The organism is Streptomyces sp. NPDC001480 (assembly GCF_042894725.1).
Classification (GTDB): Bacteria; Actinomycetota; Actinomycetes; order Streptomycetales; family Streptomycetaceae; genus Streptomyces.
Map to the genome: position 1 here is coordinate 69808 of NZ_JBIAVX010000020.1, position 24783 is coordinate 94590.

The 24783-nt window shown below is 71.9% G+C and carries 26 protein-coding genes; 16 read left to right on the top strand and 10 right to left on the bottom strand.

The window, feature by feature from the left end; all coding sequences use genetic code 11:
- The first annotated feature begins 189 nt into the window (after positions 1 to 189).
- Complete coding sequence (locus ACFY01_RS38190; protein ID WP_390740380.1) at positions 190 to 603, top strand: SRPBCC domain-containing protein; 414 nt, start codon at positions 190 to 192, stop codon at positions 601 to 603.
- Here the strand turns inward: ACFY01_RS38190 and ACFY01_RS38195 are convergent.
- From ACFY01_RS38195 to ACFY01_RS38215, 5 genes are all read right to left on the bottom strand, one after another.
- The gene (locus tag ACFY01_RS38195) at positions 600 to 2150 is read right to left on the bottom strand and encodes an ABC transporter substrate-binding protein (RefSeq protein WP_390740381.1); all 1551 of its coding nucleotides are present in this window, start codon (positions 2148 to 2150) and stop codon (positions 600 to 602) included. The two genes, ACFY01_RS38190 and ACFY01_RS38195, sit on opposite strands and share 4 nt — an antisense overlap.
- On the bottom strand, positions 2150 to 4258 hold the full coding sequence (locus ACFY01_RS38200; RefSeq protein ID WP_390740382.1) for a hypothetical protein: 2109 nt from the start codon (positions 4256 to 4258) through the stop codon (positions 2150 to 2152). The genes ACFY01_RS38195 and ACFY01_RS38200 overlap by 1 nt, the downstream gene beginning before the upstream one ends.
- Positions 4259 to 4349: 91 nt before the next feature.
- Positions 4350 to 5327, bottom strand: coding sequence for an isopenicillin N synthase family dioxygenase (locus ACFY01_RS38205; protein ID WP_390740383.1), 978 nt, complete (start codon positions 5325 to 5327; stop codon positions 4350 to 4352).
- Positions 5320 to 5772, bottom strand: a complete 453-nt coding sequence (locus tag ACFY01_RS38210) for a nucleoside deaminase (protein WP_390740384.1) — start codon at positions 5770 to 5772, stop codon at positions 5320 to 5322. Before ACFY01_RS38210 ends, ACFY01_RS38205 begins: the two co-directional genes overlap by 8 nt.
- Before the next feature lie 6 nt (positions 5773 to 5778).
- Positions 5779 to 6081 carry a PLD nuclease N-terminal domain-containing protein gene (locus ACFY01_RS38215; protein WP_390740385.1) on the bottom strand — a complete coding sequence of 101 codons (303 nt, stop codon included), beginning with the start codon at positions 6079 to 6081 and terminating at the stop codon, positions 5779 to 5781.
- A gap of 136 nt (positions 6082 to 6217) precedes the next feature.
- Between ACFY01_RS38215 and ACFY01_RS38220 the strand changes: the two genes are divergently transcribed.
- The 9 genes from ACFY01_RS38220 (at position 6218) to ACFY01_RS38260 (ending at position 13527) form a co-directional block, all read left to right on the top strand.
- Positions 6218 to 7675, top strand: coding sequence for a menaquinone biosynthesis decarboxylase (locus tag ACFY01_RS38220; RefSeq protein WP_390740386.1), 1458 nt, complete (start codon positions 6218 to 6220; stop codon positions 7673 to 7675).
- The gene (gene mqnP / locus ACFY01_RS38225; protein WP_390740387.1) at positions 7672 to 8595 is read left to right on the top strand and encodes a menaquinone biosynthesis prenyltransferase MqnP; all 924 of its coding nucleotides are present in this window, start codon (positions 7672 to 7674) and stop codon (positions 8593 to 8595) included. The genes ACFY01_RS38220 and mqnP overlap by 4 nt, the downstream gene beginning before the upstream one ends.
- 125 nt (positions 8596 to 8720) lie before the next feature.
- On the top strand, positions 8721 to 9377 hold the full coding sequence (locus ACFY01_RS38230; protein WP_390740447.1) for a UbiX family flavin prenyltransferase: 657 nt from the start codon (positions 8721 to 8723) through the stop codon (positions 9375 to 9377).
- 91 nt (positions 9378 to 9468) lie between these two features.
- Positions 9469 to 9924 (top strand): Lrp/AsnC family transcriptional regulator, encoded by a 456-nt coding sequence (locus ACFY01_RS38235; RefSeq protein WP_132856389.1) that lies wholly within the window; start codon positions 9469 to 9471, stop codon positions 9922 to 9924.
- Positions 9925 to 9962: 38 nt separating this feature from the next.
- Positions 9963 to 11126 carry an aminofutalosine synthase MqnE gene (gene mqnE / locus ACFY01_RS38240; RefSeq protein WP_390740388.1) on the top strand — a complete coding sequence of 388 codons (1164 nt, stop codon included), beginning with the start codon at positions 9963 to 9965 and terminating at the stop codon, positions 11124 to 11126.
- 35 nt (positions 11127 to 11161) lie between these two features.
- Entirely contained in the window at positions 11162 to 11815 is a 654-nt protein-coding gene (locus ACFY01_RS38245) for a UdgX family uracil-DNA binding protein (protein WP_390740389.1), read from the top strand.
- A gap of 40 nt (positions 11816 to 11855) precedes the next feature.
- The gene (locus ACFY01_RS38250; protein ID WP_390740390.1) at positions 11856 to 12380 is read left to right on the top strand and encodes a GNAT family N-acetyltransferase; all 525 of its coding nucleotides are present in this window, start codon (positions 11856 to 11858) and stop codon (positions 12378 to 12380) included.
- Between the two features lie 107 nt (positions 12381 to 12487).
- Entirely contained in the window at positions 12488 to 12787 is a 300-nt protein-coding gene (locus tag ACFY01_RS38255; RefSeq protein WP_390740391.1) for a DUF4229 domain-containing protein, read from the top strand.
- Positions 12788 to 12861: 74 nt separating this feature from the next.
- Positions 12862 to 13527: a TetR/AcrR family transcriptional regulator gene (locus tag ACFY01_RS38260; protein WP_390740392.1), complete on the top strand. Its 666-nt coding sequence runs from the start codon at positions 12862 to 12864 to the stop codon at positions 13525 to 13527.
- Here ACFY01_RS38260 and ACFY01_RS38265 read toward each other — a convergent pair.
- Together ACFY01_RS38265 and ACFY01_RS38270 are read right to left on the bottom strand one after the other, a co-directional pair.
- Positions 13509 to 14351, bottom strand: coding sequence for a MaoC family dehydratase (locus ACFY01_RS38265; RefSeq protein WP_390740393.1), 843 nt, complete (start codon positions 14349 to 14351; stop codon positions 13509 to 13511). The genes ACFY01_RS38260 and ACFY01_RS38265 overlap by 19 nt on opposite strands.
- Before the next feature lie 3 nt (positions 14352 to 14354).
- Positions 14355 to 15689 carry a 3-oxoacyl-ACP reductase gene (locus tag ACFY01_RS38270; protein ID WP_390740394.1) on the bottom strand — a complete coding sequence of 445 codons (1335 nt, stop codon included), beginning with the start codon at positions 15687 to 15689 and terminating at the stop codon, positions 14355 to 14357.
- Positions 15690 to 16064: 375 nt separating this feature from the next.
- Here ACFY01_RS38270 and ACFY01_RS38275 point away from each other — a divergent pair, with 375 nt between their 5' ends.
- The 3 genes from ACFY01_RS38275 (at position 16065) to ACFY01_RS38285 (ending at position 20308) form a co-directional block, all read left to right on the top strand.
- Entirely contained in the window at positions 16065 to 17972 is a 1908-nt protein-coding gene (locus ACFY01_RS38275; protein WP_390740448.1) for an AMP-dependent synthetase/ligase, read from the top strand.
- A gap of 105 nt (positions 17973 to 18077) precedes the next feature.
- Positions 18078 to 19103, top strand: a complete 1026-nt coding sequence (locus ACFY01_RS38280; RefSeq protein WP_390740395.1) for a DUF1259 domain-containing protein — start codon at positions 18078 to 18080, stop codon at positions 19101 to 19103.
- A complete protein-coding gene (locus tag ACFY01_RS38285) occupies positions 19103 to 20308 on the top strand; it encodes a cytochrome P450 (RefSeq protein ID WP_390740396.1) in 1206 nt (401 codons plus the stop codon). The genes ACFY01_RS38280 and ACFY01_RS38285 overlap by 1 nt, the downstream gene beginning before the upstream one ends.
- A 111-nt stretch (positions 20309 to 20419) precedes the next feature.
- Here the strand turns inward: ACFY01_RS38285 and ACFY01_RS38290 are convergent, their stop codons facing one another.
- On the bottom strand, positions 20420 to 21313 hold the full coding sequence (locus ACFY01_RS38290) for a LysR family transcriptional regulator (RefSeq protein ID WP_390740397.1): 894 nt from the start codon (positions 21311 to 21313) through the stop codon (positions 20420 to 20422).
- Positions 21314 to 21504: 191 nt separating this feature from the next.
- Here ACFY01_RS38290 and ACFY01_RS38295 point away from each other — a divergent pair, with 191 nt between their 5' ends.
- Positions 21505 to 22038, top strand: a complete 534-nt coding sequence (locus tag ACFY01_RS38295) for a DUF6817 domain-containing protein (RefSeq protein ID WP_390740398.1) — start codon at positions 21505 to 21507, stop codon at positions 22036 to 22038.
- Positions 22039 to 22142: 104 nt separating this feature from the next.
- Positions 22143 to 23084 carry a ketopantoate reductase family protein gene (locus ACFY01_RS38300; protein WP_390740449.1) on the top strand — a complete coding sequence of 314 codons (942 nt, stop codon included), beginning with the start codon at positions 22143 to 22145 and terminating at the stop codon, positions 23082 to 23084.
- 4 nt (positions 23085 to 23088) lie between these two features.
- Here the strand turns inward: ACFY01_RS38300 and ACFY01_RS38305 are convergent, their stop codons facing one another.
- A complete protein-coding gene (locus ACFY01_RS38305; protein WP_390740450.1) occupies positions 23089 to 23385 on the bottom strand; it encodes an AzlD domain-containing protein in 297 nt (98 codons plus the stop codon).
- A gap of 14 nt (positions 23386 to 23399) precedes the next feature.
- Complete coding sequence (locus ACFY01_RS38310) at positions 23400 to 24089, bottom strand: AzlC family ABC transporter permease (RefSeq protein ID WP_390740399.1); 690 nt, start codon at positions 24087 to 24089, stop codon at positions 23400 to 23402.
- Positions 24090 to 24208: 119 nt separating this feature from the next.
- Here ACFY01_RS38310 and ACFY01_RS38315 point away from each other — a divergent pair, with 119 nt between their 5' ends.
- The gene (locus tag ACFY01_RS38315; protein WP_390740400.1) at positions 24209 to 24775 is read left to right on the top strand and encodes a helix-turn-helix domain-containing protein; all 567 of its coding nucleotides are present in this window, start codon (positions 24209 to 24211) and stop codon (positions 24773 to 24775) included.
- Positions 24776 to 24783 lie beyond the last annotated feature (8 nt).

Genomic DNA, 24783 nt, shown 5'->3' on the forward strand with positions numbered 1-24783 from the left:
TCCCCCTCTGTTCAGGCCGGCTGGTCAGGCCGGCCGCGTGCCGTCGGCTGTGGACGACCGACGGACTGGTCGGGGAGCACGATACTGATCCGTCGCGGATCATGTCCATGACTTAACTCGCGTGTGAGCCGCTGACGGCGGCGCCCGCAACCGGGTGCGCAACCCTCGGCCAAGGGTCAGGCTGGTGTCATGACCGGTTCCATCGAACAGGGCACCAGCCAGACCCACGGGAACACGCACATCCTGCACTTCCTGGTACGGCTTCCGCGGGCCGTGGAGGAGGTCTGGCCGGCGCTCGCCACGCCGGAGGGGCTGGCGGGCTGGTTCACGGACGTCGACGTGCTGGAGCCGCGGCTCGGCGGGACCGTCGCGCTGCGCGGGCTGGGGGCCGGGGAGATCACCGCGTGGGACGTGGACCGGGTAGCCGAGTACACCGTGGAGGGCGGTGGACGCGTCCGCTTCCATCTGGAGCGGGACGCGGAGGGCGGGGCGGTGCTGCGGTTCACCCACGAGTTCCAGGGGGAGGGGGAGTCGGGATCGGGCTGGCGGACTCGATTCGAACGCTTGATCGAGCTAATGGGGGAGACCGCCGAGGCCTCCTAGGCCGGCGGCAGACACTCCTTCCCCGGCGGCTTCCCCTCCGGCCAGGCCGTCTTCACGAACCGCGAACCGCCCTCGGGCACGAGCTCCACGATCGGCACCGCCTTGTCGTACGGATTGCCGTGCGCGTCCAGACAGACCCAGCCGCTCGCCCCGCCCAGCCGCAGCGCCCCCTGCACCTGGGTCCACTCGTGGCCCACCACCGCCAGCGTCGGGGTCGCCGTGCCGCCGTGCGTGGCCATGCGGACACCGCGTACGGCCAGCCGCAGGGCGTCGTAGCCGATGATCAGCTGGCCGTCGTCCAGGGCCACCGAGCCGATCGGCCCCACCGGCCCCCGCTTGCCGTCGGCCACCAGCTCCGCCAGGTCCCGCGCGTCCTTGGCCGAGCCGCCGGTGGCCGTCGCGGGAGCCCCTTTCCACGTGTCCGGGTGGGCGAGGGAGGTGTAGCGCACGGAGAGGTTGTGTTCGAGGGCGCTGTGGTCCAGCTTCCTGTCACCGGTCAGGTACGAGCCCTCGTCACCGGTGAGCAGGGTGAACCTCCGGTCCTCGCAGCCGCGTTGCCCCAGCGCGTTGATGAACTGCCGCAACTGGGTGTGCCGGCCCGCGAACAGGATCGTGTCCGTCGTCCTGGGCGTGGAGCACAGGATCTGCGTGATCTCCCAGAACGTGTTGGCGGTGGTGCCCTCCTTGCTGCGGTCGGCGGGCGGGTAGAACGGCCGCGGCTCGGACCGCGACCCCTTCAGCAGCGCCGTGAACGCGCTCTGCAGCGTCCGCGTGTACGGGTCCCCGGGCTTGTCGTACACCAGCAGCGCCCTGCCCGCGCTGACCTTGGCGAAGGAGGCCAGCGCCCGCGCCTCGTCGGTGTTGGTCGGCGAGACCCGCGCCAGCCCGGGGAAGGGGTCCTTGCCGCCCTGCCCGTTGGCCAGGTCGTCGGCGGTGATGGAGGAGCCGACCACCGGGATCCCGCGCCGGGTCAGCTCCGCGACGGCCTTCTTGTTGTTGTCGGTGCTCTGCCCGATCCCCGCGACCGCCCGCAGCCGGTCGGCGGTCCTCGTCATCCGGGTCAGCTGGTCCACCGTCCGCCGCCAGTGGTCGCCGGTGGCCCCGGAGTTGGCGAGCAGCAGCCGGATCTGCGGGGCCTCGCCGTTGGACTGGTGGTTGGCCTGGTACTGGGCCAGGTAGGCACCCTGCAACTGGTGTTGGATGTCGGCCAGGTTCGCCGGGGCGGTCGAGGTGTACGGCAGCATCAGGGCCACCGTCACGTACGTGCCGCTCTTGAGCCGCCCGTTCTCCCGGTCGATGGCCCGCACCGCGTCCCGCAACTGGGCCCGCCCGAAGTCGTAGGCGCCCGTCGCCACGCCCACGCACTCGTCGCTGCCCGCCGGCCGCACCACCCCGGGCGCGCAGGACCGGTCGTCGTGCGCGAGCGTCCGCACCGCGAAGACCAGGCCGGTCAGCAGGGCCGCCGTCACCAGCAGCGCCAGATAGCGGCGCAGCGGGATCTCCCAGACACCCTCGCGCACCCACGTGCCCACGCCTCTGCGCGCCATCACGCCTCCCCGCTCGGGTCGTCCGGGTCCTCCGGGTCGTCCCAGGTGTCCGGCGGGCGTCCGGCGAGCGCGGCCGCCGGCCAGTCCCGGGAGGCCCGCCACAGCAGCGCGTTGCCCGCCGGCCGCAGATTGGACAGCTGCTCCAGCTCGAACCGCAGCCGGTCGCAGACCCTGGGGTCGGGCAGCACCAGCGGGTCGGCCAGCTGCCACACCGCGTGCAGCAGCCGCCGTACCCGCAGGTGCAGTACGCCGTCCACGCCCTCCGGCACCGCCAGGTCGGTGTCCGTGCGGCCCAGCGCCACGGCGGCCCGCCGGTCGCCCCGGCCGGTGAAGTCGCGGCCCTCGGCGTCGTGCGCGTGGAAGTAGGGCGCGGCGGCGACGAAGCGGAGGGTGCGCAGCCAGGCCCGGGTGTCGGCGGTGGGGAAGGTGTCGCGCAGATGGGCGACCGCCGAGTCCGCGGTGCCCAGGGCGAGTTCGTGGTGCAGCCGGTAGCGGGCGCGGCCGGGATCCTCGGCGCCGTCCGGCGCGTAGTGCGCGGCCAGGGTCTCGTGCGCCGTGCGCCAGCCGCTGTGGTCGGCATCCCGCAGGTGCAGCCGGAGCAGCAGCAGGGTCCGTACGAACAGGTCGCCGACGAAGTGCCCGGGCGTGCCCGGCAGCCCCTCCTCGGCGAGCCTGGTCTGCAGGGCCCGTACGTCCGCCGGGCCGAAGTCGTCCGGGAGCAGCGCGGCCGCCAGCGCGCAGGCCGAGTCGTGGTCGTGGGCGGCGGCCAGCACCGTCAGCTCGTCCAGCCGGTCGGCGGGCACCAGCCGGTCGAGGAGTTCGCGGTAGGCGGGCGCTCCGTCCTGGTCCTCGTGCAGCCGCACATCGGCGGTGAGCAGCTCACCGAGCGAGGTGGCCCCGGGCAGGTGCTGCGCGGCCGACTCCGCGAGCAGGGCGATACCCAGCGGATTCCCGCCGGTCAGCCGGTGCGTGGCATGCGGCAGTTGGGGCGGCACCGGAAGCTCGTCGCAGACCGCGCCGACGATGTGCAGGGTGTCGTCGGGGCTCAGCGGCGGCAGCGACACCAGCAGCGCCCGGGAGGACGGCACGGCCGCGTCCGGGGTCCAGTCGCTGCGCCGGGCCACCTCGGGCAGGCCGCGGCGGGCGGCGTTGCGCAGCGCCTCCCGCCCGTCGCCGCGCCGGGCGCCCACGAACACCACCTGGTCGGCGATGCCCTCGGCCCGGTCCCGCAGCACGGCGTCGACGAGCCCCGGCCCCGGCGCGCTCTGCGCGTTGTCGACCAGCACCAGCGGCCGGCCCAGGCGCTGCATGCGCGGCAGCATCCCCGCGTACGCCTCCGCAAGGTCGGTGAGCAGGGCCCGTACGAGATACCGCTCGGCGTGCTCCCGGGAGGTGCCGCCCGCCCGGAAGTGCCCCGCCAGCAGCATCAGCCCGCGCTGGGCGTGCCCGCCCGCGTTCGGGTACGAGCGGTACCAGACGGACGCCTTCTGGTGCCGCCGGTGCGTGAACCCCTCCGCGACCGACTCCAGGGTGGCCTCGATCGCCCCGGACAGCAGCGGCCCGGTCCCGGTCGCGGCGGCGACCACCTTCGCCGCCACCTTCCCGGCCCACCGCCCGGCGAAGCCGCTGATCCACGACCCGCTCTCGTTCAGCAGCAGGATCCGCTCGACCTCCCGCCGGATCCGCTCCGAGTCGGCATCGCCCCAGCCGCTCGCGGCCACCGCGACCAGGCCCGACATCAGACGTGGGAACTGGATCCGCCCGGCGCCGGTCACCGGCTCGGCGAGCTGCTCGGCGATCACCAGCAGCCCCTGCGCCACCGGCGACCAGGACTCGGCGGGCCGCTCCGCGGGCGGCCCGGCGAACTGCTCGTCGGCACAGTCGATCAACGCGACCGGCGTGTGCCCCTTGTACGCCTCCCGCAACTCCCCGAGCACCGAGCTCTTGCCCAGCCCCCGGGCCCCCGTGAGCAGGACGAGGGGCAGCTCCTTGGGATGCTCGACCGGGTGCGCGCGGTGCTGGTACGGGCGCAGGCCCACCAGCCGCGGAGCGAGTCCGGCCGGATCCGTGTCGAACAGGGCCCCACGCCCATGCAGACGTCTGTGCACCGCATCCCCCCTCGAACTCCAGTGTAGGAAGGGGCAGTTGCTTCCGGCCAGATCGCGTGATGTCCGTTGGGTTACGAATCTGCCCGGATCGTCAGCCGACGGTGATCGAATCCAGCTTTGCCCGCAGATAAACATGCGAGTCGACGGGCGGATAGGCCACCCGTCCCACCGGCGCGGGCACGGACTCCACCAGCGTGCCCGGGGTGCACTCCCCGAAGTACACCAGCGACATCAGCTCCTCGGCGGGCGCGTCCACGGGCGGCGGCAGCACCCGGTGCCGCCCGGACCGCCACCGGTCACCGGTCCAACGGGCCAGCAGATCCCCGATGTTGATGGTGAGCGCGGTTGGGTCGTAGGGCGCGTCCTCCCAGCCGCCCCCGCCCTCCGAGGGATCCGTGTACACCTGGAGCCCGCCCTTGCCGGCCTGCCGGTCCAGGATGGTGACCGTCCCGAAGTCGGTGTGCGGCCCGATCCGGAACTGCCCCGGCTGCGCCTCGCCGATCACCTCGGAGCCGGGGTACCAGTTGATGTTGAAGCCGTACGTCGGATGGTCCATGTGCCTGCTGAAGAAGTCCGGCTCGACCCCGAGCGCGTACCCGAGCAGGGACAGCAGCTCCTTCTCCAGCCCGGCCATCCTCCCGAGGTACTCCTCGCACAGGGGCCGCAGTTCGGGCACTTCGGCGGGCCACACGTTCGGCGCGTACCACTCCGCGTTGACGACCGGATCGTCGAACGGCTCGTGCGTGGCGAAGGTCAGCGACTCCTTCAGGTCCGGCGGCGTCTCGGTCCCCTCGGCGTACCCGTTGGCCTCCGCGCCCGGCCCCAGCCAGCCGCGCCCGCCGACCCTCGCCTCGTACGCCTGCTTCACCTCGGCGGGCAGCGTGAAGAACGCCCGCGCGGCCGCCCGGATCCGCTCCCGCAGCCCCGGCGCCACGCCGTGCCCGCTGACCAGCAGGAACCCGGCGGTCTGGAGGGCCTCGTCGACGGTACGGGCGATCCGGGCGCGGGTGTCCGGGTCGCCGTGCCGCCAGGGCCGTAGGTCGATGGTGGGGATACGGGGCTCAGTCATGGCCGATGTCCTCATTCCACAGAGCCGGGTTCTCCGCGATGAAGTCACGCATCATCGCCGTGCACTCGGGATCGTCGAGGAGAACCACCTCCACTCCGTGCCCGGCGAGCCAGTCGTGCCCGCCGTGGAAGGTGACCGCCTCGCCGACCACCACCCTCGAGATGCCGAACTGCCGGACCAGACCGGAGCAGTACCAGCACGGTGAGAGCGTGGTCACCATGGTCGTGCCCCGGTACGTCCGCTGCCGCCCCGCCGCGCGGAAGGCGGCCGTCTCCGCGTGCGCCGAGGGGTCGCCGTCCTGCACCCGCCGGTTGTGACCGCGGCCGAGGAGGGCGCCGTCGGCGCCGTAGAGCGCGGCCCCGATCGGAATACCGCCCTCGGCCAGCCCGGCCCGGGCCTCGGCGACGGCGGTGGCGAGCCATGTCCGTGCCTGTGCCTGCTCCATGCCCGGTCAGTCCCCCTTGGGGTCGTCCTTGTTCAGGGACTTCAGGAACTCGGGGTTGTCGTCGGGCGCCACCCAACGGCCCCCGCCCCCGCCCGCGCTCGGGCCCGGGCCGCCCGCGCGGGCGCCGCGGTTCTTGCCGGCGATCAGCCAGGCCACCGGGCCGACGAGCACCTCGCCGAAGAGCAGGATGACGATCACCCAGATCACCTTCGGCAGCGCGCGCACGTCTTCCTCGGGGGTGTTCAGGCAGTCCACGAAGGCGTAGATCCACAGCGCCAGGACCAGCAGGAGGGGCAGATACCTGAGCATGGGTGTGCGATCTCCTCGCGAAGTGGGACGGCCCCGGTGACCGGGCCAGGGTAGCGGGTGGGCGGAATCCGTTCCCGCGGGCGGTGTGAGCGGGGCGCGCGTCGGTGGCGCAGGGGCCTCCGCGATACTGGGACGCATGGCTTACGACGATCTTCGCTCCCTGCTCAGGGCACTGGAGCGCGAGGGAGACCTCAAGCGCATCAAGGCCGAGGTCGACCCGTACCTGGAGGTCGGGGAGATCGTCGACCGGGTGCAGAAGTCCGGCGGTCCCGCCCTGCTCTTCGAGAACGTGAAGGGCTCCGCGATGCCGCTGGCGATGAACGTCTTCGGCACCGACCGCCGGCTGCTGAAGGCCCTCGGCCTGAAGTCGTACGGCGAGATCAGCGACAAGATCGGCGGCCTGCTGCGCCCCGAACTGCCGCACGGCTTCGTCGGTGTGCGCGAGGCCTTCGGCAAGCTCGGCGCGATGGCGCACGTACCGCCGAAGAAGGTGAAGTCCGCGGGCGCGCCCGTGCAGGAGGTCGTCCTGCACGGCGACGAGGTGGACCTCGACCGGCTCCCCGCGCTCTTCACCTGGCCCAAGGACGGCGGCTCCTTCTTCAACCTCGGGCTCACCCACACCAAGGACCCCGAGACCGGCATCCGCAACCTCGGCCTGTACCGCCTCCAGCGCCACGACAAGCGCACCATCGGCATGCACTGGCAGATCCACAAGGACAGCCGCAACCACTACCAGGTCGCGGCCCGCAAGGGCGAGCGCCTCCCGGTCGCGATCGCCTTCGGCTGCCCCCCTGCCGTCACCTACGCCTCCACCGCACCCCTGCCCGGCGACATCGACGAGTACCTCTTCGCCGGGTTCATCGCGGGCAAGCGCATCGAGATGGTCGACTGCAAGACGGTCCCGCTCCAGGTCCCGGCGAACGCCGAGGTCGTACTGGAGGGCTGGCTGGAGCCGGGCGAGATGCTCCCCGAGGGCCCCTTCGGCGACCACACCGGCTTCTACACCCCGCAGGAGCCGTTCCCCGCGCTGAGGATCGACTGCGTGACGATGCGCCGCCGCCCCCTGCTCCAGTCCATCGTCGTGGGCAGGCCCCCGACCGAGGACGGCCCCCTGGGCCGCGCGACGGAGCGCTTCTTCCTCCCCCTGCTGAAGATCATCGTCCCGGACATCGTGGACTACCACCTGCCCGAGGCCGGCGGCTTCCACAACTGCGCGATCGTCTCGATCGACAAGAAGTACCCCAAGCACGCGCAGAAGGTGATGCACGCGATCTGGGGGGCACACATGATGTCGCTCACCAAGCTGATCGTGGTCGTCGACTCCGACTGCGACGTCCACGACCTCCACGAGGTCGCCTGGCGGGCGCTCGGCAACACCGACTACGCCCGCGACCTGACGGTGGCCGAGGGCCCCGTCGACCACCTCGACCACGCCTCCTACCAGCAGTTCTGGGGTGGCAAGGCGGGCATCGACGCCACGAAGAAGTGGCCCGAGGAGGGGTACACGCGGGACGGGGGATGGCCGGACATGGTCCTGTCGGACCCGGATACCGCCGAACGGGTGACGCGGCGCTGGAAGGAGTACGGGCTGTGAGCGGAGAGGCCATCCTTGGAGAGGGCAGCGCGGAGCCTCTCCGCCGACGCGGAGGTGTGCCGGCGTTCCTGCGCCTGGTGATGATCGAGCACTCGATCTTCGCGCTCCCCTTCGCCTACATCGCCTCCCTCACCGCGATGTACCAGGCGGACCGCAACATCCACTGGGGCCGGCTGCTCCTGGTCACCGTCTGCATGGTGGGTCTGCGTACCTTCGCGATGGCGGTCAACCGGATCATCGACCGCGAGATCGACGCCCGGAACCCGCGCACGGCCCACCGCGAGCTGGTGACCGGCGCGATGTCCGTCCGGCACGCCTGGACGGGCGCCCTGATCGCCCTGGTGGTCTTCCTCGGCGCGGCGGCCCTGCTGAACCCCCTGTGCCTGGCGCTGGCCCCCATCGCCGTGGTCCCGATGGTGGTCTACCCCTACGGCAAACGCTTCACGAACTTCCCCCAGGCCATCCTGGGCCTCGCCCAGGCGATGGGCCCGGTCGGCGGCTGGCTCGCGATCAGCGGCGAGTGGTCCTGGAACGCGGTGATCCTCGGCCTCGCCGTGGGCATCTGGATCGGCGGCTTCGACCTGATCTACGCCTGCCAGGACGTCGAGACCGACCGTGAGATCGGCGTCATGTCGGTCCCGGCCCGCTTCGGCATCCCCGCCGCCATCTGGGGCGCCCGCGCCTGCCACACGGTGACGACGGCCCTGTTCGTCTGGTACGCCCTCGCCACCCACGCCGGCGCGTTCTTCTGGCTGGGCCTGCTGATCGTCGCGGGCGCCTTCCTCTACGAGCACCGGATCGTCCGCCCCCACGACCTGACCCGCCTGAACAGGGCGTTCTTCCAGGTCAACGGCTTCATCGGGATCGCCCTGTTCGTGTGCGCCCTGCTCGATCTGCTGGTGCGCGGCCTCACGGTGTAGCCCGTTCGGGTGAGGCCCGTTCCCCGGCGGGCCCGGCCGGGCGCCCCGGACAGCGCCCTACCCGCCCTGAACACCGCCCGCCCCGCCGGTACGCTCAAGATGTGAACGCAGGAGAAACGCAGCGGGTGCCTTGGATCGTGGGGGTCTCCGGAGCGTCGGGGACGCCGTACGCGGCTGCCGTGCTGCGGGCGCTGCTGGAGGCGGGGGAGTCGGTCGACCTCGTGGTGTCGAGGGCGTCACGGCTCACGCTCCTTGACGAGACGGGGATCTCGTTCCGGGACGCACACTGGCGGGACGACCTGCGGGAATGGCTGGCCAGGGGGGCCGACGGCAAACCGGGCACGTTCGCGGTGGACGTCGAGGGGGTGCGGTACTGGAGCGCGGGGGACCTGGCGGCGGGGCCGTCCTCGGGGTCGTACCCCGCGAAGGGCATGCTGATCGTGCCCGCCTCCACCGCGGGCGTGGCCGGGGTCGCGCTCGGGCTGTCGAAGGATCTGCTGCAACGGGCCGCGAGCGTCACCCTCAAGGAGCGCCGCCCGCTCGTCGTGGCCGTACGGGAGGCCCCGCTGAACGGGCAGACCCTGCGCCACCTGGTCGCCCTGGACGACGCGGGCGCCACCGTGGTCCCCGCCTCCCCGGCCTTCTACGCGGGCGCCACCCACATCCAGGACCTGGTGGACTTCGTCGCCGGACGCGTCCTCGACGCGGCGGGCGTGGAGCACCGCCTCTACCGCCGCTGGCGGGGGGAGCTGGGCGGCGGCGACGCAACCCGCACGACCTGAGCGGCATCTGAGCAAGTCGAGTCACTGGCAGTACGCGGTACGCAGTACCTCTCATCACTCCAAGAACTTTTCACCGGAAGGCTTCGATCGCATGGACGCGGTGGACAGGCAGCTCATCCAGGCCCTGAGGGAGAACGGCCGGGCCTCCTACGCGGAGCTGGGGCGCCTCGTCGGCCTGTCGGGACCCAGCGTCACCGACCGCATCAACCGGCTGGAGGCGGCCGGCGTCATCACCGGCTACCGGGCCACCGTCGACTCCGCCTCCCTCGGCCTCGGAGTCACCGCCCTGATCGGCATCTCGCTCTCCGACGCCGTCGACCACGAGGACGTGGCGGGCCGGCTGAAGGACCTGCCGGAGATCGAGGACTGCTGGTTCATCGCGGGCGACGACTCCTACATGCTCAAGGTGCGCTCCACGGACGTGGACGGGCTGGAGAAGACCATCCGCCGGCTCAGCGGGACGAAGGGCGTCTCGCGGACCCGTACCACCATCGTGCTGTCCACGAAGTGGGAGAACCGGGTCGGGGAGCTGCCGGAAGAGGTCTAGGGATACCGTTGGTCGGGCTGTCTAGGAAAGGTGTTGGCATGGACGTCGGGCTCAAGCGCGAGCTGGAGGAGAAGGTCCGCTCCGGTGAGCGGCTGACCCGCGAGGACGGCATCGCGCTGTACGAGTCGGACGACCTGGCCTGGCTCGGCGGGCTCGCCCACGAGGTGCGGACGCGGAAGAACGGCGACGTCGTCCACTTCAACGTCAACCGGCACCTCAACATGACCAACGTGTGCACGGCGTCCTGCGCCTACTGCTCGTTCCAGCGCAAGCCGGGCGAGAAGGACGCGTACACGATGCGCATCGAGGAGGCGGTGAAGCTCGCCAAGGCGATGGAGTCGGAGAACCTCACCGAGCTGCACATCGTCAACGGGCTGCACCCCAACCTGCCCTGGCGGTACTACCCGCGCTCCCTGCGCGAGCTGAAGGCCGCCCTGCCGGACGTGTCGCTGAAGGCCTTCACGGCCACCGAGATCCACCACTTCGAGACCATCTCGGGGCTGTCGGCGTCGGAGATCCTCGACGAGCTCATCGACGCCGGCCTGGAGTCCCTCACCGGCGGCGGCGCGGAGATCTTCGACTGGGAGGTCCGGCAGCACATCGTCGACCACCGCACCCACTGGGAGGACTGGTCGCGGATCCACCGCCTGGCGCACGAGAAGGGGCTGAAGACCCCGTGCACCATGCTGTACGGCCACATCGAGGAGCCCCGCCACCGCGTCGACCACGTCCTGCGCCTGCGCGAACTCCAGGACGAGACGAACGGCTTCCAGGTCTTCATCCCGCTGCGCTACCAGCACGACTTCGTGGACATGCAGGACGGCAAGGTCCGCAACCGCCTCCAGGCGCGGACCCAGATGGCGACCGGCGCCGAGGCCCTCAAGACGTTCGCCGTCTCCCGCCTCCTCTTCGACAACGTCCCGCACGTGAAGGTCTTCTGGGTGATGCACGGCGTGCAGACCGCCCAGCTGGCCCTCCAGCACGGCGCCGACGACATGGACGGCTCGGTCGTCGAGTACAAGATCACCCACGACGCCGACAACTACGGCACCCCGAACAAGCTGACCCGCGAGGACCTCCTCGACCTCATCCGCGACGCCGGCTTCCGCCCGGTGGAACGCAACACGCGCTACGAGATCATCCGCGAGTACGAGGGCCCGGACCCGCTGCGCCGGGAGTCGCCGCAGCCCATGCGCGTCTGACGTGACGCCGCCGGCCGGACGGGTACCCGTCCGGCATGGCCACCACGAAGGCCCCTGAGGAGGCCTACACCGCCGAGCCCTTCGTACCGGACCGTGCCGCCGGCCTGGACGACCTCCGGGAGGCCGCCGCCGACTGTCATGGCTGCCCCCTGCACCGGAACGCCACCCAGACCGTCTTCGGCGCGGGCAGCGCGACCGCCCGTGTGATGCTCGTGGGCGAACAACCCGGCGACCAGGAGGACCGGCAGGGCAGGCCCTTCGTGGGGCCCGCCGGGAAGCTGCTGGACAAGGCGCTCGCCGAGGCGGGGATCGATCCGGGCGAGGCGTACGTGACGAACGCCGTCAAGCACTTCAAGTTCACCCAGGCCGAGCCCCGCAAGCGCCGCATCCACAAGGCGCCGACCCTGCGTGAGATGACCGCGTGCGGGCCCTGGCTGGCGGCCGAGCTCGCGGTGGTGGAGCCGGAGCTGATCGTGGTGCTGGGCGCGACCGCCGGGAAGGCGCTGCTCGGGTCCTCGTTCCGGGTGACCGAGGTGCGCGGGACCGTGCTGGAGCGTGAGATCCACGGGCGGCGGGAGCGGCTGGTGCCGACGGTGCACCCGTCGGCGGTGCTGCGGGCGGAGGACCGGGAGGGTGCGTACCGGGGGCTGGTGGCCGATCTGAAGGTGGCCGCGCAGGCGCTCGGGTAAACGGCTGTGCCACCACTCCGGTAAGGGGTAACATCCCTGCGTGTCTCTTACCTTCACTCTCGACCCCGCCATCACCCCCGCCCTCCGCGACGGCATCCTCGACATGTGGACCGACGTCACCAACGCCGGCGGAGCCGTCGGCTTCGTGGCCCCCGTGACCCGCGAGGAGGTACGCCCGGAGCTGCTGAAGCACCTCACGGCGATGGTCGAGGGACGCCACCGGCTGCTGGTCGGCCACGACGAGACGGGCGGGGTGGCCGCGACGGCGTTCTTCGCCTTCAACACGCACCGGCTGATGACGCACTGGGTCTGGCTGTACACGGTGATGGTGCACCCCAAGCACCAGGGCCAGGGGTACGGCCGGGACCTGCTGGCGGCCGCCGAGGACGCCGCCCGAGGCTTCGAGGGCATCGACGCGATACGGCTCGGCTGCCGGGGCGGGCTCGGCCTGGAGCGGTTCTACGGCTCCTGCGGCTACAAGGAGGTCGGCCGGGTCCCCGCCGCGATCCGCGTCGCGCCCGGCGACGACCGGGACGACATCACCATGCTCCTGCCCCTGCGGTGACGCCGCGCGGTGACGCCGCCGGACGCGTCCCACCCCCGTCCAAGATCGGTCGCGGGGCGTGCTTCACTGGACAGTGCCCCTTTTCGTAATCGGAAGACTGGATTGAGATGCTCCGCTACACGCTGATGCGCCTCGGAATCTTCGCGGGCTGCCTCGTGGTCGTCTGGGGCGCCGTCTACTCCGGCATCTTCCCGCGCGGCTTCGGCGACTCGAACTTCCTGTGGGTCCTGCTGCTCTCCATGGTGCTCTCGGCGCCGATCAGCTGGGTGGTGCTGCGCAAGGAGCGGGACCGCGCCTCCGTGCAGATCGTGGAGCGGGTCGACCGCGCGAAGGCCAACCTCGAGGCCAACCGCACCCAGGAGGACCTCGCCGACGACACCGCGCGGGCGCAGGGCCAGGCCTCCTGAGCGAGCCCTCCTGATCGAGACGTCCTGAGGGCAAGCCGGGGGCGCGAGCGGATCCCCCAACTAGGCTTGCCCCCATGGGTGCCGTGAAGACCAAGCGGATGCCGCGCGCGGTGCGGGAGCAGCAGATGCTCGACGCCGCCGTACGGACCTTCGGCCAGCGCGGGTACATGGCCGCGTCGATGGACGAGATCGCCGAACTGGCGGGCGTGTCCAAGCCGTTGGTGTACCTGTACCTGAACTCGAAGGAAGACCTCTTCACCGCCTGCATCCGCCGCGAGGCCGAGGCGCTCACGGAGGCCGTACGCACCGGGGTCCGGCCCGGTCTGCCCGCCGACCGTCAACTCTGGGACGGGCTCCAGGCGTTCTTCGCGCACACCGCCGAGCACCCGGACGGCTGGTCCGTGCTGCACCTCCAGGCCCGCACGCACGGTGAGCCGTTCGCCGCCGAGGTCAGGGCGATGCGCGAGGAGATCGTCGCGTTCGTCACCCGGCTGATCGCGGTCGCCGCCCGGGAGGCGCACCGCGACCCCGACCTCCCCGAGCGCGAGGTCGCCGGCCTCGCCGAGGCCCTGGTGGGCGCCGCCGAGTCCCTCGCCGCCTGGGCCAACGCCACCCCGGGCGTCACCGCCCGGCAGGCGGCGGCGACGCTGATGAACTTCGCGTGGTCGGGCCTGGGCGACCTGATGGCCGGGCGGCCGTGGTCGCCGCCGGAGCCGACGGCTCAGGGGACCAGCGCGTAGACGTCCCCGGTGACGTGCGTCTTCTCGCCGCCCCGCAGCTCGAACCGGCCGCCCTGAGCCGCGTACGTCACCGCACCCGGCAGCAGCACCGGCGCCCGGAACCCCGCCCGCACCAGCACGGCGTCCGGTGTCCCGTGCGCGGCGAGACAGCGGGCCACGGTCCACATGCCGTGCGCGATGGCACGGGGGAAACCGAAGAGGCGGGCGGTCAGCGGGCTGAGGTGGATCGGGTTGCGGTCGCCGGACACCGCGCCGTACCGCCGCCCGACGTCATCGGCCAGCTGCCACTCCTCGACGGCGGGCAGAAGGTCGCGCTCTTCACGTACGGGGGCCGCCGCCGCGGGTGCGGTCCGGGTGCGGTGCCGTGCCAGATACGTGCTCCGCGACTCCCACACCACCTCCCCGTCCGCCCGTAGCTCCGTGACCACGACCGCCTCGGTGCCGCGCCGGTGCGGCGCCAACCCGTCGACGTGCACGCCGAGTTCGTACGTCCCGCCGGCCGCCAGCGGGCCGCGCCGGGTCATCTCGATCGACGTGTGGACGAGCCCCAGCAGCGGCAGCGGGAAGGCCCGCCCGCTCATCAGCCGCATGGCCAGCGGGAACCCCAGCACGTGCGGATACGTGACCGGCAGCGCGTCCTCACCGGTCGGGAAGCCGCACACCCGCTCGTAGGCGGCCAGCCGGCCGAGGTCCACGCGCAGCCCGGGCACCACGAGCCGGTCGCGGGGGTGGTCCGCGTCCGGGCGGGGGCGCTTGAAGGGGGAGAGGAGGGCGCCGCGCAGCAGGAGCGGCGGGAGGGCGGGGAGTCCGGCGAGCTCGGTCATGCGCTACGCCCCCAGCAGGCTCTGGCCGCAGACCCGGACGACCTGCCCGTTGACCGCGCCGGAGGCGGGGTGGGCGAGCCAGGCGGTGGTCTCGGCGACGTCGACGGGCAGCCCGCCCTGGGCGAGGGAGTTCATCCGCCGTCCGGCCTCCCGGATGAACAGGGGGATCGAGGCGGTCATCGCGGTCTCGATGAATCCGGGAGCGACCGCGTTGACGGTGACCCCGTGTTCTGACAGCGCCCGGGGCGCCAGGGACCGCACCAGCCCGGCCACGCCCGCCTTGCTCGCCCCGTAGTTCGTCTGCCCCGCGTTCCCCGCGAGGCCCGCGATCGACGCGGTGGCCACGATCCGCCCGCCGGGGCGCAGGGTGCCGCGCGCGAGCAGCGCGTCCGTCGTGCGCAGCACACTGGCGAGGTTGACCTCCAGCACGGAACCCCACCGATCGGCGGGCATGTTGACCAGCCGCCGGTCCCGGGTGATCCCGGCGTTGTGGACGAGCACGTCGAGCCCGTCGGGCAGCGCCGCCGCGATCCGCTCACCGGCGTCGGCGGCGGTGACGTCGAGGGCGAGGGCGCTGCCGCCGAGCCGTTCGGCGACCCGGCGGGCGTCCGGCTCCGCCGCCGGTACGTCCAGTACGACGACCCGGGCGCCGTCCCTCGCCAGCGTCTGTGCGACCGCCTCCCCGATCCCGCGCGCGCCGCCGGTGACCAGCGCGGTGCGCCCGGCGAGGGCCCGTTCCCAGTCACCGGGACCGGGGACGCTCCCCTCACCGACGCCGCCGTCGCCCACACCGATGACCTGGCCGCTGACGTAGGCGGACTTGGGGGAGAGCAGGAAGCGCAGGGTGGACTCGGCGGCCGCCGCGTCGGTGAGCCGGACCAGGTTGACGGTCCTGCCCCGCCCGATCTCCTTGCCCAGCGACCGGGTGAAGCCCTCCAGTGCCTGCTGGGCGGCGGCCTGGTGGTGGTCGGCGGGGTCGGGCGGGGCGCCCAGCACCACCACCCGCCCGCTCGCGGCGACCGACCGTACGACGGGGTGCAGCGCCCCGTGCACCTCGCCCAGCGTCTCGACGTCCCGGACGCCGGTGGCGTCGAGGACGACGGCGGCGGGTTTCTCGGAGCCCGAGCCCGGTTCCGTGCCCGCCGTGAGCCCCGTACGACCGAGGACGGGAGCGAGGTCCAGGTCGGACTTCCCGGCGGTGAGGTGGAGCAGTGGACCGTCCAGGGAGTTCTCCCGTTCCGACCAGCGCCGCAGCGGCGCCGGCTGGGGCAGCCCGAGCCGGCGGGTCAGGAAGCGGCCGGGCGCGGTGCCGGTGAAGCTCAGGTAGCGGTCGGCCATCTGACGACTCCCAGGGGCTCAAATGCTTACTCTGGAGTAAGGTTACCGGTGGTAAGCCTATGTCAGGCCTCACGGTGAGGAGAAGGCCGAGAACGTGAGCAACCGTCAGGTAATCCCCGAGACTGCACAGGCCTGGCGCCGGACCATCCCCGAACCCCCACAAACCCACCACAGGAGCCTCGTACGATCACCTGCCTAACCGTCGGTAACCCCTTTCTGTGGCAGGCCCGCCGGTGAACGCCTCGGTGCGCGAGGCACGTACTTAATGCAGCAAGCAGTTCACGCTGCACGCCCGAGGAGCCGCCCGTGTCCACCCCGTACCCGAACGCACCCGTCTCCTCCGGCGCCCCCGTCTCCGTCGGCGCCCCGGTCTCCGTGGGCACCGCTGTCCACGCCACCGACTACGACGGCGTACCGATCCTCGTCGAGCCCGAGACACGGCGCCTGAACGGGGTGGTACGGGAGGCGTACGTCCCGCCGTTCGCCCCTCCGGTCACCCACGGGTCCCTGGCGGACCTGCCGTTCGACAACGCCGAGGCGAACCCCGGCGCGGTCGTCCTCAGCCGCAAGACCTCCGACGGCGGCTGGCAGGACGTGACGGCGAACCAGTTCGCCGACCAGGTACTGGCGGTGGCGAAGGGACTGATCGCCGAGGGCCTCATGCCCGGCGACCGGATCGCCGTCATGGCCCGCACGACGTACGAGTGGACCCTGCTGGACTTCGCCGCCTGGGCGGCCGGACTGGTCACCGTCCCCATCTATCCCACCTCCTCCGTCTTCCAGACCCGCTGGATCCTCCAGGACTCCGGCGCGGTCGCCCTGGTCACCGAGACCGCCGGCCAGGCCGCCGCCGTCGGCCCCGAACTCGAACACCTCCCCGACCTGCACCACGTGTGGGTGATGGAGAAGGACCACGTGCACCGGCTGGCCGAGGTCGGCGCCCAAGGGCCGGACGCGGAGGTCGCCGTACGCCGGGGCATGCTCGTCCCCGACACGCTCGCCACCATCATCTACACCTCCGGCACCACCGGCCGCCCCAAGGGCTGCGCCCTCTCGCACGGCAACTTCTTCGCCGAGGTCGACAACGCCATCGAACTCCTCCACCCCGTCTTCAAGGCGAAGTCCGACGAGGAGGCGTCGGTGCTGCTGTTCCTGCCGATGTCCCACGTCTTCGGCCGGATGGTCGCCATCGCCTGCGTCCGGGCCCGGGTACGGCTCGGGCACGCCCCCAGCCTGAAGGCGGAGGACCTGCTCCCCGACCTGGCCGCCTTCCGCCCGACCTGCCTCCTGACCATCCCCTACATGCTGGAGAAGGTCTTCAACTCCGCCCGCGCCAAGGCGGAGGCGGGCGGACGCCTCTCCACCTTCGACCGCGCGACCGCCACCGCCATCCGCTACGGCGAGGGCCTCGAAGCCCGCCAGACCGGCGCCGGCGGCGGCCCCAGCCGCTCCCTGAAGGCCGCCCGCACCCTCTACGACCCCCTGGTCTACCGCCGCATCCGCAACGCCATGGGCGGCAGAGTGCGGTACGCGATCTGCGGCGGCTCCCCACTCGGGCGCCGCCTCGCCGCGTTCTACGCCGGTGCCGGCATCGAGATCTTCGAGGGCTACGGCCTCACCGAGACCACCGCGGCCTCCACGGTCACCCCACCCCTCAAACCCCGCCTCGGCACCGTCGGCTGGCCCATGCCCGGCACCAAGGTCCGCATCGCGGCCGACGGCGAGATCCTGATCTCCGGCGACCACGTGCTCCGCGGCTACTGGGATCCCCAGGCGGGCGGAGTCGTCCCCGCCACCAGGGACGGCTGGCTGGCCACCGGCGACATAGGCGAACTGGACGACGAGGGCTACCTCACCATCACCGGCCGCAAGAAGGAACTCCTCATCACGTCGGGCGGCAAGTCCGTGGCCCCCGCCCCCATGGAGAACTGGATCCGCTCCCACCCCCTGATCTCCCAGTGCATGCTGGTCGGCGACGGCCGCCCCTACGTCGGCGCCCTCTTCACCCTCGACCCCGACGGCATCACCCACTGGCGCCAGATGAACGGCAAGCACCCGGTGCCGCCCGAACTCCTCGTAGGCGACGCCGAACTGATGGACGTCCTGCAACGGGCCGTGCACGAGGCCAACAAGCTGGTCTCCCGCCCGGAGTCCATCCGCCGGTTCGCCGTCCTCCCCGTCGACTTCACCGAGGAGGCCGGCCACCTCACCCCCTCGATGAAGCTCCGCCGCGAGGCGATCATGCGCGACTTCGCGGCGCAGGTGGAGGAGCTGTACAGCTGATCACCCGGCCGCCGCAGCCCGCTTAGCCCACCTGGCCCACCAGCGGGTGCGGATCACGGGTCCGTGCCTCCTGCCGTGCTTCCATCGCGCCAGGAGGCATATGACATGAATGATGACAGGCAGAAGCAAAACGGACAGGAAAACCCCGAACTCCCGTTCATCCCGTCCCGGCGCCGCATCCTGGCCACCGCCGCGCTCACACCCGTACTCCCCGGGGTGATGGCCGGAACCGCGCACGCGACAGCCCGCCGTACGACAGCCCGCACGCTCATCGAGCCGGTGATGACCCAACTGTCCGACTGGACGGACGTGGGCCAGGCCCTCGGGGGCCCCGGCGACATGAAGCGGTTCATGTACCACACCGGCCTCCCGCGCCGGGACCTGAAGGTGTACACACGCGGCGTCAGGGTCGACGCCGGCCTCGCCCTCGGCACCCACGTGTCCTTCGTCCGCTACTCCGACGGCAGCACGCTGCTCATGGGCGACGTGGTGCTCACCGAGCAGGAACTCCAGCCGTACATCGACGTCCTCCAGCAGCACGGCATCATGGCGACCGCGATCCACAAGCACCTGCTCGCACAGCGGCCCGACATCTGGTGGGTGCACGTACACGCCCACGCCCAGGACCCGGTGACCGTCGCCCACGGCCTCCGCGCCGCGTTCGACCGGACCGCCACCCCACGGCCGCAAGCGGCCACCACCAACTCCCTGCCGCCCCTCGACATGGACACCGCCGCCGTCGACGCCGCGATCGGCGTGCCGGGCTCACGCGACGGAAACGTCTACAAGAGCACCTTCGTCCGCAGGGAGAAGGTCACCGACGGCGGCCACCTCCTCCTCCCCCCGGGTCTGGGCTCCACCACCTCCATCAACTACCAGCCCCTCGGCGGCGGCCGGGTCGCGATCAACGGCGACTTCGTCCTGGTCGCCAGAGAGGTCCAGGACGCCCTCGTCGGCCTCCGCCGCGCCGGCATCGACCTCGTCGAGCTCCACCACCACAATCTCACCGACGAGCCCCGCCTCTTCTTCGTCCACTACTGGGCCGTCGGCGACGCCGTCCAGCTCGCCAAGGCGCTGCGCCCCGTCGTGGACGCCACCGACGTCGTACCCATGGCAGGGGTGACCGGCTGATGACCACCGACGAAGAGCCCCGCACCTGCCCCTTCGACTACAGCCACGCCCTGGAGTTCGACCCCGAACTCGCCGCCCTCATGGAACGCGAGTCCCCCACCCGCGTCCGCCTCCCGTACGGCGACGCCGACGCCTGGCTGGTCACCGACTTCCACTCGGTCCAGCAGGTCACCGTCGACCGCCGCTTCAGCCGCGCGCAGATCATGGGCCACGACTATCCCCGGATGACCCCGGAACCCATCGTGTCCCCCGAGTCCGTCAACGTCATGGACCCGCCGCAGAGCAGCCGCGTACGGAGCCTGGTCTCCCAGGCCTTCGCCCAGGAACGCGTAGACGCCATGCGAGACCGGATCGTCGGGCACGCCGACTCCCTCCTCGACGGCATGGCCGAGGAAGGCCCGCCCGCCGACCTCGTACGGCACCTCTCCGACCCGTTCCCCCAGCACACCATCCTCGACCTGCTCGGCATCCCCCGCGAGGAATGGCCCCGGATGCGCGAGCTCGTCCTCAAGCTCCTCGTCACCGGCCGGGACAACAAGGAAGCGGCCGCCCAGGTCAAAACCGACCTGACCGCGTACTTCCTGACTCTTGTCGAGCAGCGCCGCCGCAACCCCGGCAACGACATCATCAGCGGGATGATCGCCGCCCGGGACGGCGAGGACCAGCTCGACGACCAGGAGATGGCCGTCATGACGCTGACCCTGGTCCTCAGCGGCCAGGACACCGCGACCTGCCAGATCAGCAACATCGTGTACCTGCTGCTGACGCGGCCCGAACTGATGGAACACGTGAAGGGGCACCCCGACAGCTTGTCCGGGATCATCCACGAACTGCTCCGCTACATCCCGTTCCGCAAGGGCGTCGGCATCCCCCGGGTGGCCCTGGAGGACGTCGAGATGGACGGGGCGAAGATCCGGGCGGGCGAGTTCGTCCATGTGTCGTACCTGACCGCGAACCGTGACCCCGCCCGCTACCCGGACCCCCACGCCATCGACTTCGACCGCCCGCACGCACCTCACATGACCTTCGGCTGGGGCGGCCACCGCTGCATCGGCGTGCCCTTGGCCATGGCGGAGCTGGAGGTGGCGGTAGGACGGCTCCTGGAACGCTTCCCCCGGCTGCGGTTGGCGGTGCCGCCGGAGAAGATCCAGTGGGACGCGAAGACTATCCGCCGGTTCCCTGTGGAGCTGCCGGTGACTTGGTGAGGGGGAGGAAGCTGATCCAGGCGGTGGGGGAGAGGGTCAGGTGAGGGCGGCGGGGGTTTGGAGTCGCGGATGTGGATGGCTGCGGGGTGGGCGGCGACTTCTGGTTTCCCCTCAGTTCACCCGCACCCGGCTCTCGACGACCGTGTCGGCGAAGGCCCGCGCCGCCGGACTGAGCGCGTCCCAGCGGCGTACGGCCCACCCCACGGGAAGGGGCCGCAGCCCGGGGAGGGGAACGAGCCGCAGCTCCCCCTCCCCGGGAACGGGCAACCCGGGCACGGCGGGCACGACGGCCCGCCCGACCCCCAGCTCGGCGAGCAGCAGGGCGGTGTCCCAGTCGGCGACGCTGGGCTCGTAGGCGAGGCGCACGCCCAACTCTGCGCAGGCGGCGTCGAGATGGGCGGCGGAGGCGGAGTTGGGCGGCAGCCGGATCAGCCGTACGTCACGCAGTTCGCCGACGTCGAGCCGGGGCCGCCGGGCGAGCGGATCGTCGGCCCGCACGGCCAGTACCCAGGGCAGCTCGACCACCGCCCGCTGCTCGATCCCGCGCACGGAGGGGCCGAGGGTGATCCAGGCGAGGTCGAGCGTGCCGTCGGCGAGCGCGTCGAAGCTGCCGCGACCTGAACTGACGGTCCGGAACTCAAGGTTGACGTGCGGATAGCGCCGCCGGAACCGTACGACGGCGTCCGACATGAAGTGCCGCACGGTCGTGGCCCCGGTGGCGACGCGCACATACCCGCTGCGCCCGTCGACGAGGTCCCGCAACTCCCGTACGGCGAGGTCGAGTCCCGCGATCCCCTCCGCGGCGGCGGCCTCCAGCACCCGCCCGGCCTGCGTCGGCACGACCCCGCGGGGCTGCCGCTCCAGCAGGGCCACGCCGGTCTCCCGCTCCAGCCGCTTCACGTGCTGGCTCACCGCCGACTGCGTACACCCCAGCTCCCGGGCCACCGCGCTGAGGCTCCCACCCCGGCACACGGCCACGAACACACGCAGGTCGTCGAGCGTCATGACCCCCAAGTTAACACTTGGGTCTGTTGCCAAATCCCCAGGATTGACTGGAGGGTTGGCCGGTACGAGGATCTCCTTAGGGCCCAGGCGGCAACCCGCTCCCGGGAGCGGGTGCCGACCGCCTAGGACGAGGAAACGGATACGGGACAGGTACACGGGGACGGGGACGGAGATGGGGACGGGGGGGGCACATGGAGGAAGCGACCGCTCTACTACGCCGCCTGAACGCGGACACGATCCCCCACCCGGGCGGCACCCTCCTCGCCCACTGCACCCGAGTACGCGCCCGCCTGTCCGACTGGGGCGCCCGCCCGGCCCTCCAACTGGCCGGCCTCTGCCACGCCTGCTACGGCACCGACGGCTTCCCGAAACCCCTGCTCCCGCACACACGCCGCGACGAACTACGCGCAGCCGTCGGGGAGGAAGCGGAAGCGATCGTCTACACATACGCGAGCTGTGACCGCACCGCGACGTACCCCACCCTGGGGACCACGGCCCCCGACTCCTTCTTCCAAGACCGCTTCACGACGCGGGCGGTCTCCTTGCCGGCCCGCGAGGCCCGAGACTTCGCCGAACTCACAGCCGCCAACGAACTGGACCTGGCAGCCGAAGACCCCACCTTCCACAGCCGCCACGCCGCCTCCCTCCTCACCCTCTTCACCCGCCTCCGCCCCCTACTGACCCCACCGGCCTGGCAGGACTGCGTGAGGGTGCTGGGCGAGTAAGGGCGGGATGCGGATACGCGTGGCGCGCTTCTCTGCAAAGATCGTTCTGAAGGCGGCCACCGATCACCGGGGCCGACCTACGAGAGGACGACTTCATGACGCTCATGACGAGCAAGTCCACGGTGGCCATTCTGGGTCCGGGCGGTGTCGGCGGTCTGCTGGCCGCGCTGCTGTCCCGCTCCGGGCACCGCGTCATCTGCCTGGCCCGCGAAGCCACGGCACACACCTTGCGCAGCGGCGGAATCGAGGTCCGCAGCCGCCGGTTCGGTGACTTCACCGCGGCCGTGGAAGCGGACACCGAGCTGCGAGAGCCGGTCGACGCGTGCCTGATCGCCGTCAAGCAGACCGCTCTGGATGCCGCGCTCACCCGCGTCCCGCCGGCCGCCCTGGGCGACGCCCTCGTCGTACCGCTGCTGAACGGCGTCGAGCACCCGGCGACCCTCCGCGCTCACTACCAGGCCGACCGGGTGGCTCCCGGAGTGATCCGCGTGGAGTCCACCCGCCTTGGCCCCGGTCCCACCGGTCCCAGCAGTCCTACCGGTCCCACCGGCCCCGTCGTCATCGAGCACGGCAGCCCGTTCGCCGAGATCGACCTGGCCGTCGGCACGGCACCCCGCCCCCGTGTCGAAGCGCTGGCGGCCACTCTGTCCGCCGCCGAGGTGCCGGCCCGCGTGGCTGAGGACGAGACCACGGCCCTGTGGGCGAAGATGGCCTTCCTCGCCCCCTTCGCCCTCCTCACCACCCGCTACGCAGCTCCCCTCGGAGAGGTCCGCACCCGCCACCACGAGGAGCTGAAGAACCTGGTCGCCGAAACCACCGCGGTCAGCCGTGCCTGCGGCGCGCCGGTGGACCCCGCCCAGACCCTGGCGCGCTACGACGCCTTCCCGGCCGACACCAAGTCCTCCATGCAGCGCGACGCGGAAGCGGGCCGGCCGCTGGAACTCGACGCCATCGGCGGAGCGTTGCTGCGTGCGGCCGACCGGCACGGTGTGCTCGTGCCGGTGACGACCCGTCTGGTACGGGAACTGGAGGCCGCCGGCCACTAGGGCCTCACCCGACCCCCAGCGCCCGCAACACCCCCGTCACCACAGCCGCCCCCAACACCACCACCACGAACGGCGCGCGCCGCCACGCCAGCACCCCCGCCACCAGCACCCCGGCCGGTCGCGCCCACCCGGCGAAACCCCCGCCCTCGGTCAGCGCGCCCGTGGCCAGCAGGGCGACCAGCAGGACGACCGCCCCGGCCGAGGCCAGTTCCTGCACCCGCGCCGGTATCTCCACGCGCCCGTGCAGTACGGGGCCCACCAGCCGGAAGGCGTACGTGCCCACGGCGAGGGCGAGGATCATGGCGACCGTGGCGTTCACCGGGCCGCCTTCCGCCGGGCCCCCGCAGCGGCAGCGGGGCGGTGCAGCAGCAGTCCGCACAGTGCCACCAGTACCGGCACGCCGGCCGGGACGGCGGGCGTCACCGCCAGGGCCAGGGCGCCGCCGAGCAGCGCGGAGCGTCGTACCGCCCGGTCCGTGCGCAGGGTGGGCAGGACCAGGGCCACCAGGACGGCGGGGAAGGCGGCGTCCAGGCCGTACCGGGCGGTGTCGCCGAGGGCGCTCCCGGCGAACGCGCCGGCCAGCACCCCGGTGTTCCAGGAGACGAACAGCCCGAGTCCGGAGATCCAGAAAGCCGTCCGGCGCCGCTCCGGATCCCGCTGGGCGAGGGCGAAGGCCACGGTCTCGTCGGTCACCAGGTGGGCGCCGACGAGCCGGGCCAGGCGGCCCCGGCCGATGATCTCCGCGACCGCGATGCTGAAGGCGGCCGTACGGGTGTTGAGGAGCAGGCCGGTGGCCGCCGCGGCCAGTGGGCCGCCGCCCGCGAACAGCACGCCCACCGCGCTGAACTGGGCCGACCCGGCGTACACCACCAGCGACATCACCACCGGCACCCACAGCGGCAGACCGCCGGCCACGGAGACCGCGCCGAAGGACACACCGACGATGCCGCTGGCCAGCCAGACGAGCGAGCTGTCGCGGATCAGGGCGGTTCGGGTGCCGTTCATGGCCGCCGCTGTCGATGTCGATGGTGTTGGTGTTCGGGGTAGCGAACGCATGTTCTCTACAATGAACAGCAGGCACCCCGTTCGTCAAGGCGAACAGTCATACCGATGGAGCGAACGCCATGTCCGACTCAGTCCCCGCCCGGCTCCCCCTCGACTGGATCGCCGCCTCCCTCCGCCGTGAACGCGGCCGGGCCGGGCTGTCGCTCTCGGAGTTGGCCAAGCGGGCCGGGATCGCCAAGTCCACGCTGTCCCAGTTGGAGGGGGCGGGCGGGAATCCGAGCATGGAGACGATCTGGGCGCTGGCGGTGGCCCTCGGGGTGCCGTTCAGTGTGCTGGTGGAGCCGCCCGTGCCGGCCGTTCAGGTGATCCGGGCGGGGGAGGGGCCCACCGTGCACTCCGAGCAGTCCAGCTATCTGGCCACACTGCTTTCCGCGAGCCCGCCCGGTGCCCGGCGGGATATTTACTACGTATGGCTGGAGCCCGGGACCGTACGCGATTCCGAACCGCACATTCCGGGGACCGTCGAGCACATCGTGGTCGGCGAGGGTCGCGTGAAGGCGGGGCCGCACGGGGAAGCCGTCGAGCTGGGTCCGGGGGACTACGTGTCCTATCGCGGGGATGTGCCGCACACGTACGAGGCGCTCGCGGAGGGAACGAAGTTCGTACTGATCATGCAGCACCTGTGAACCGGAAA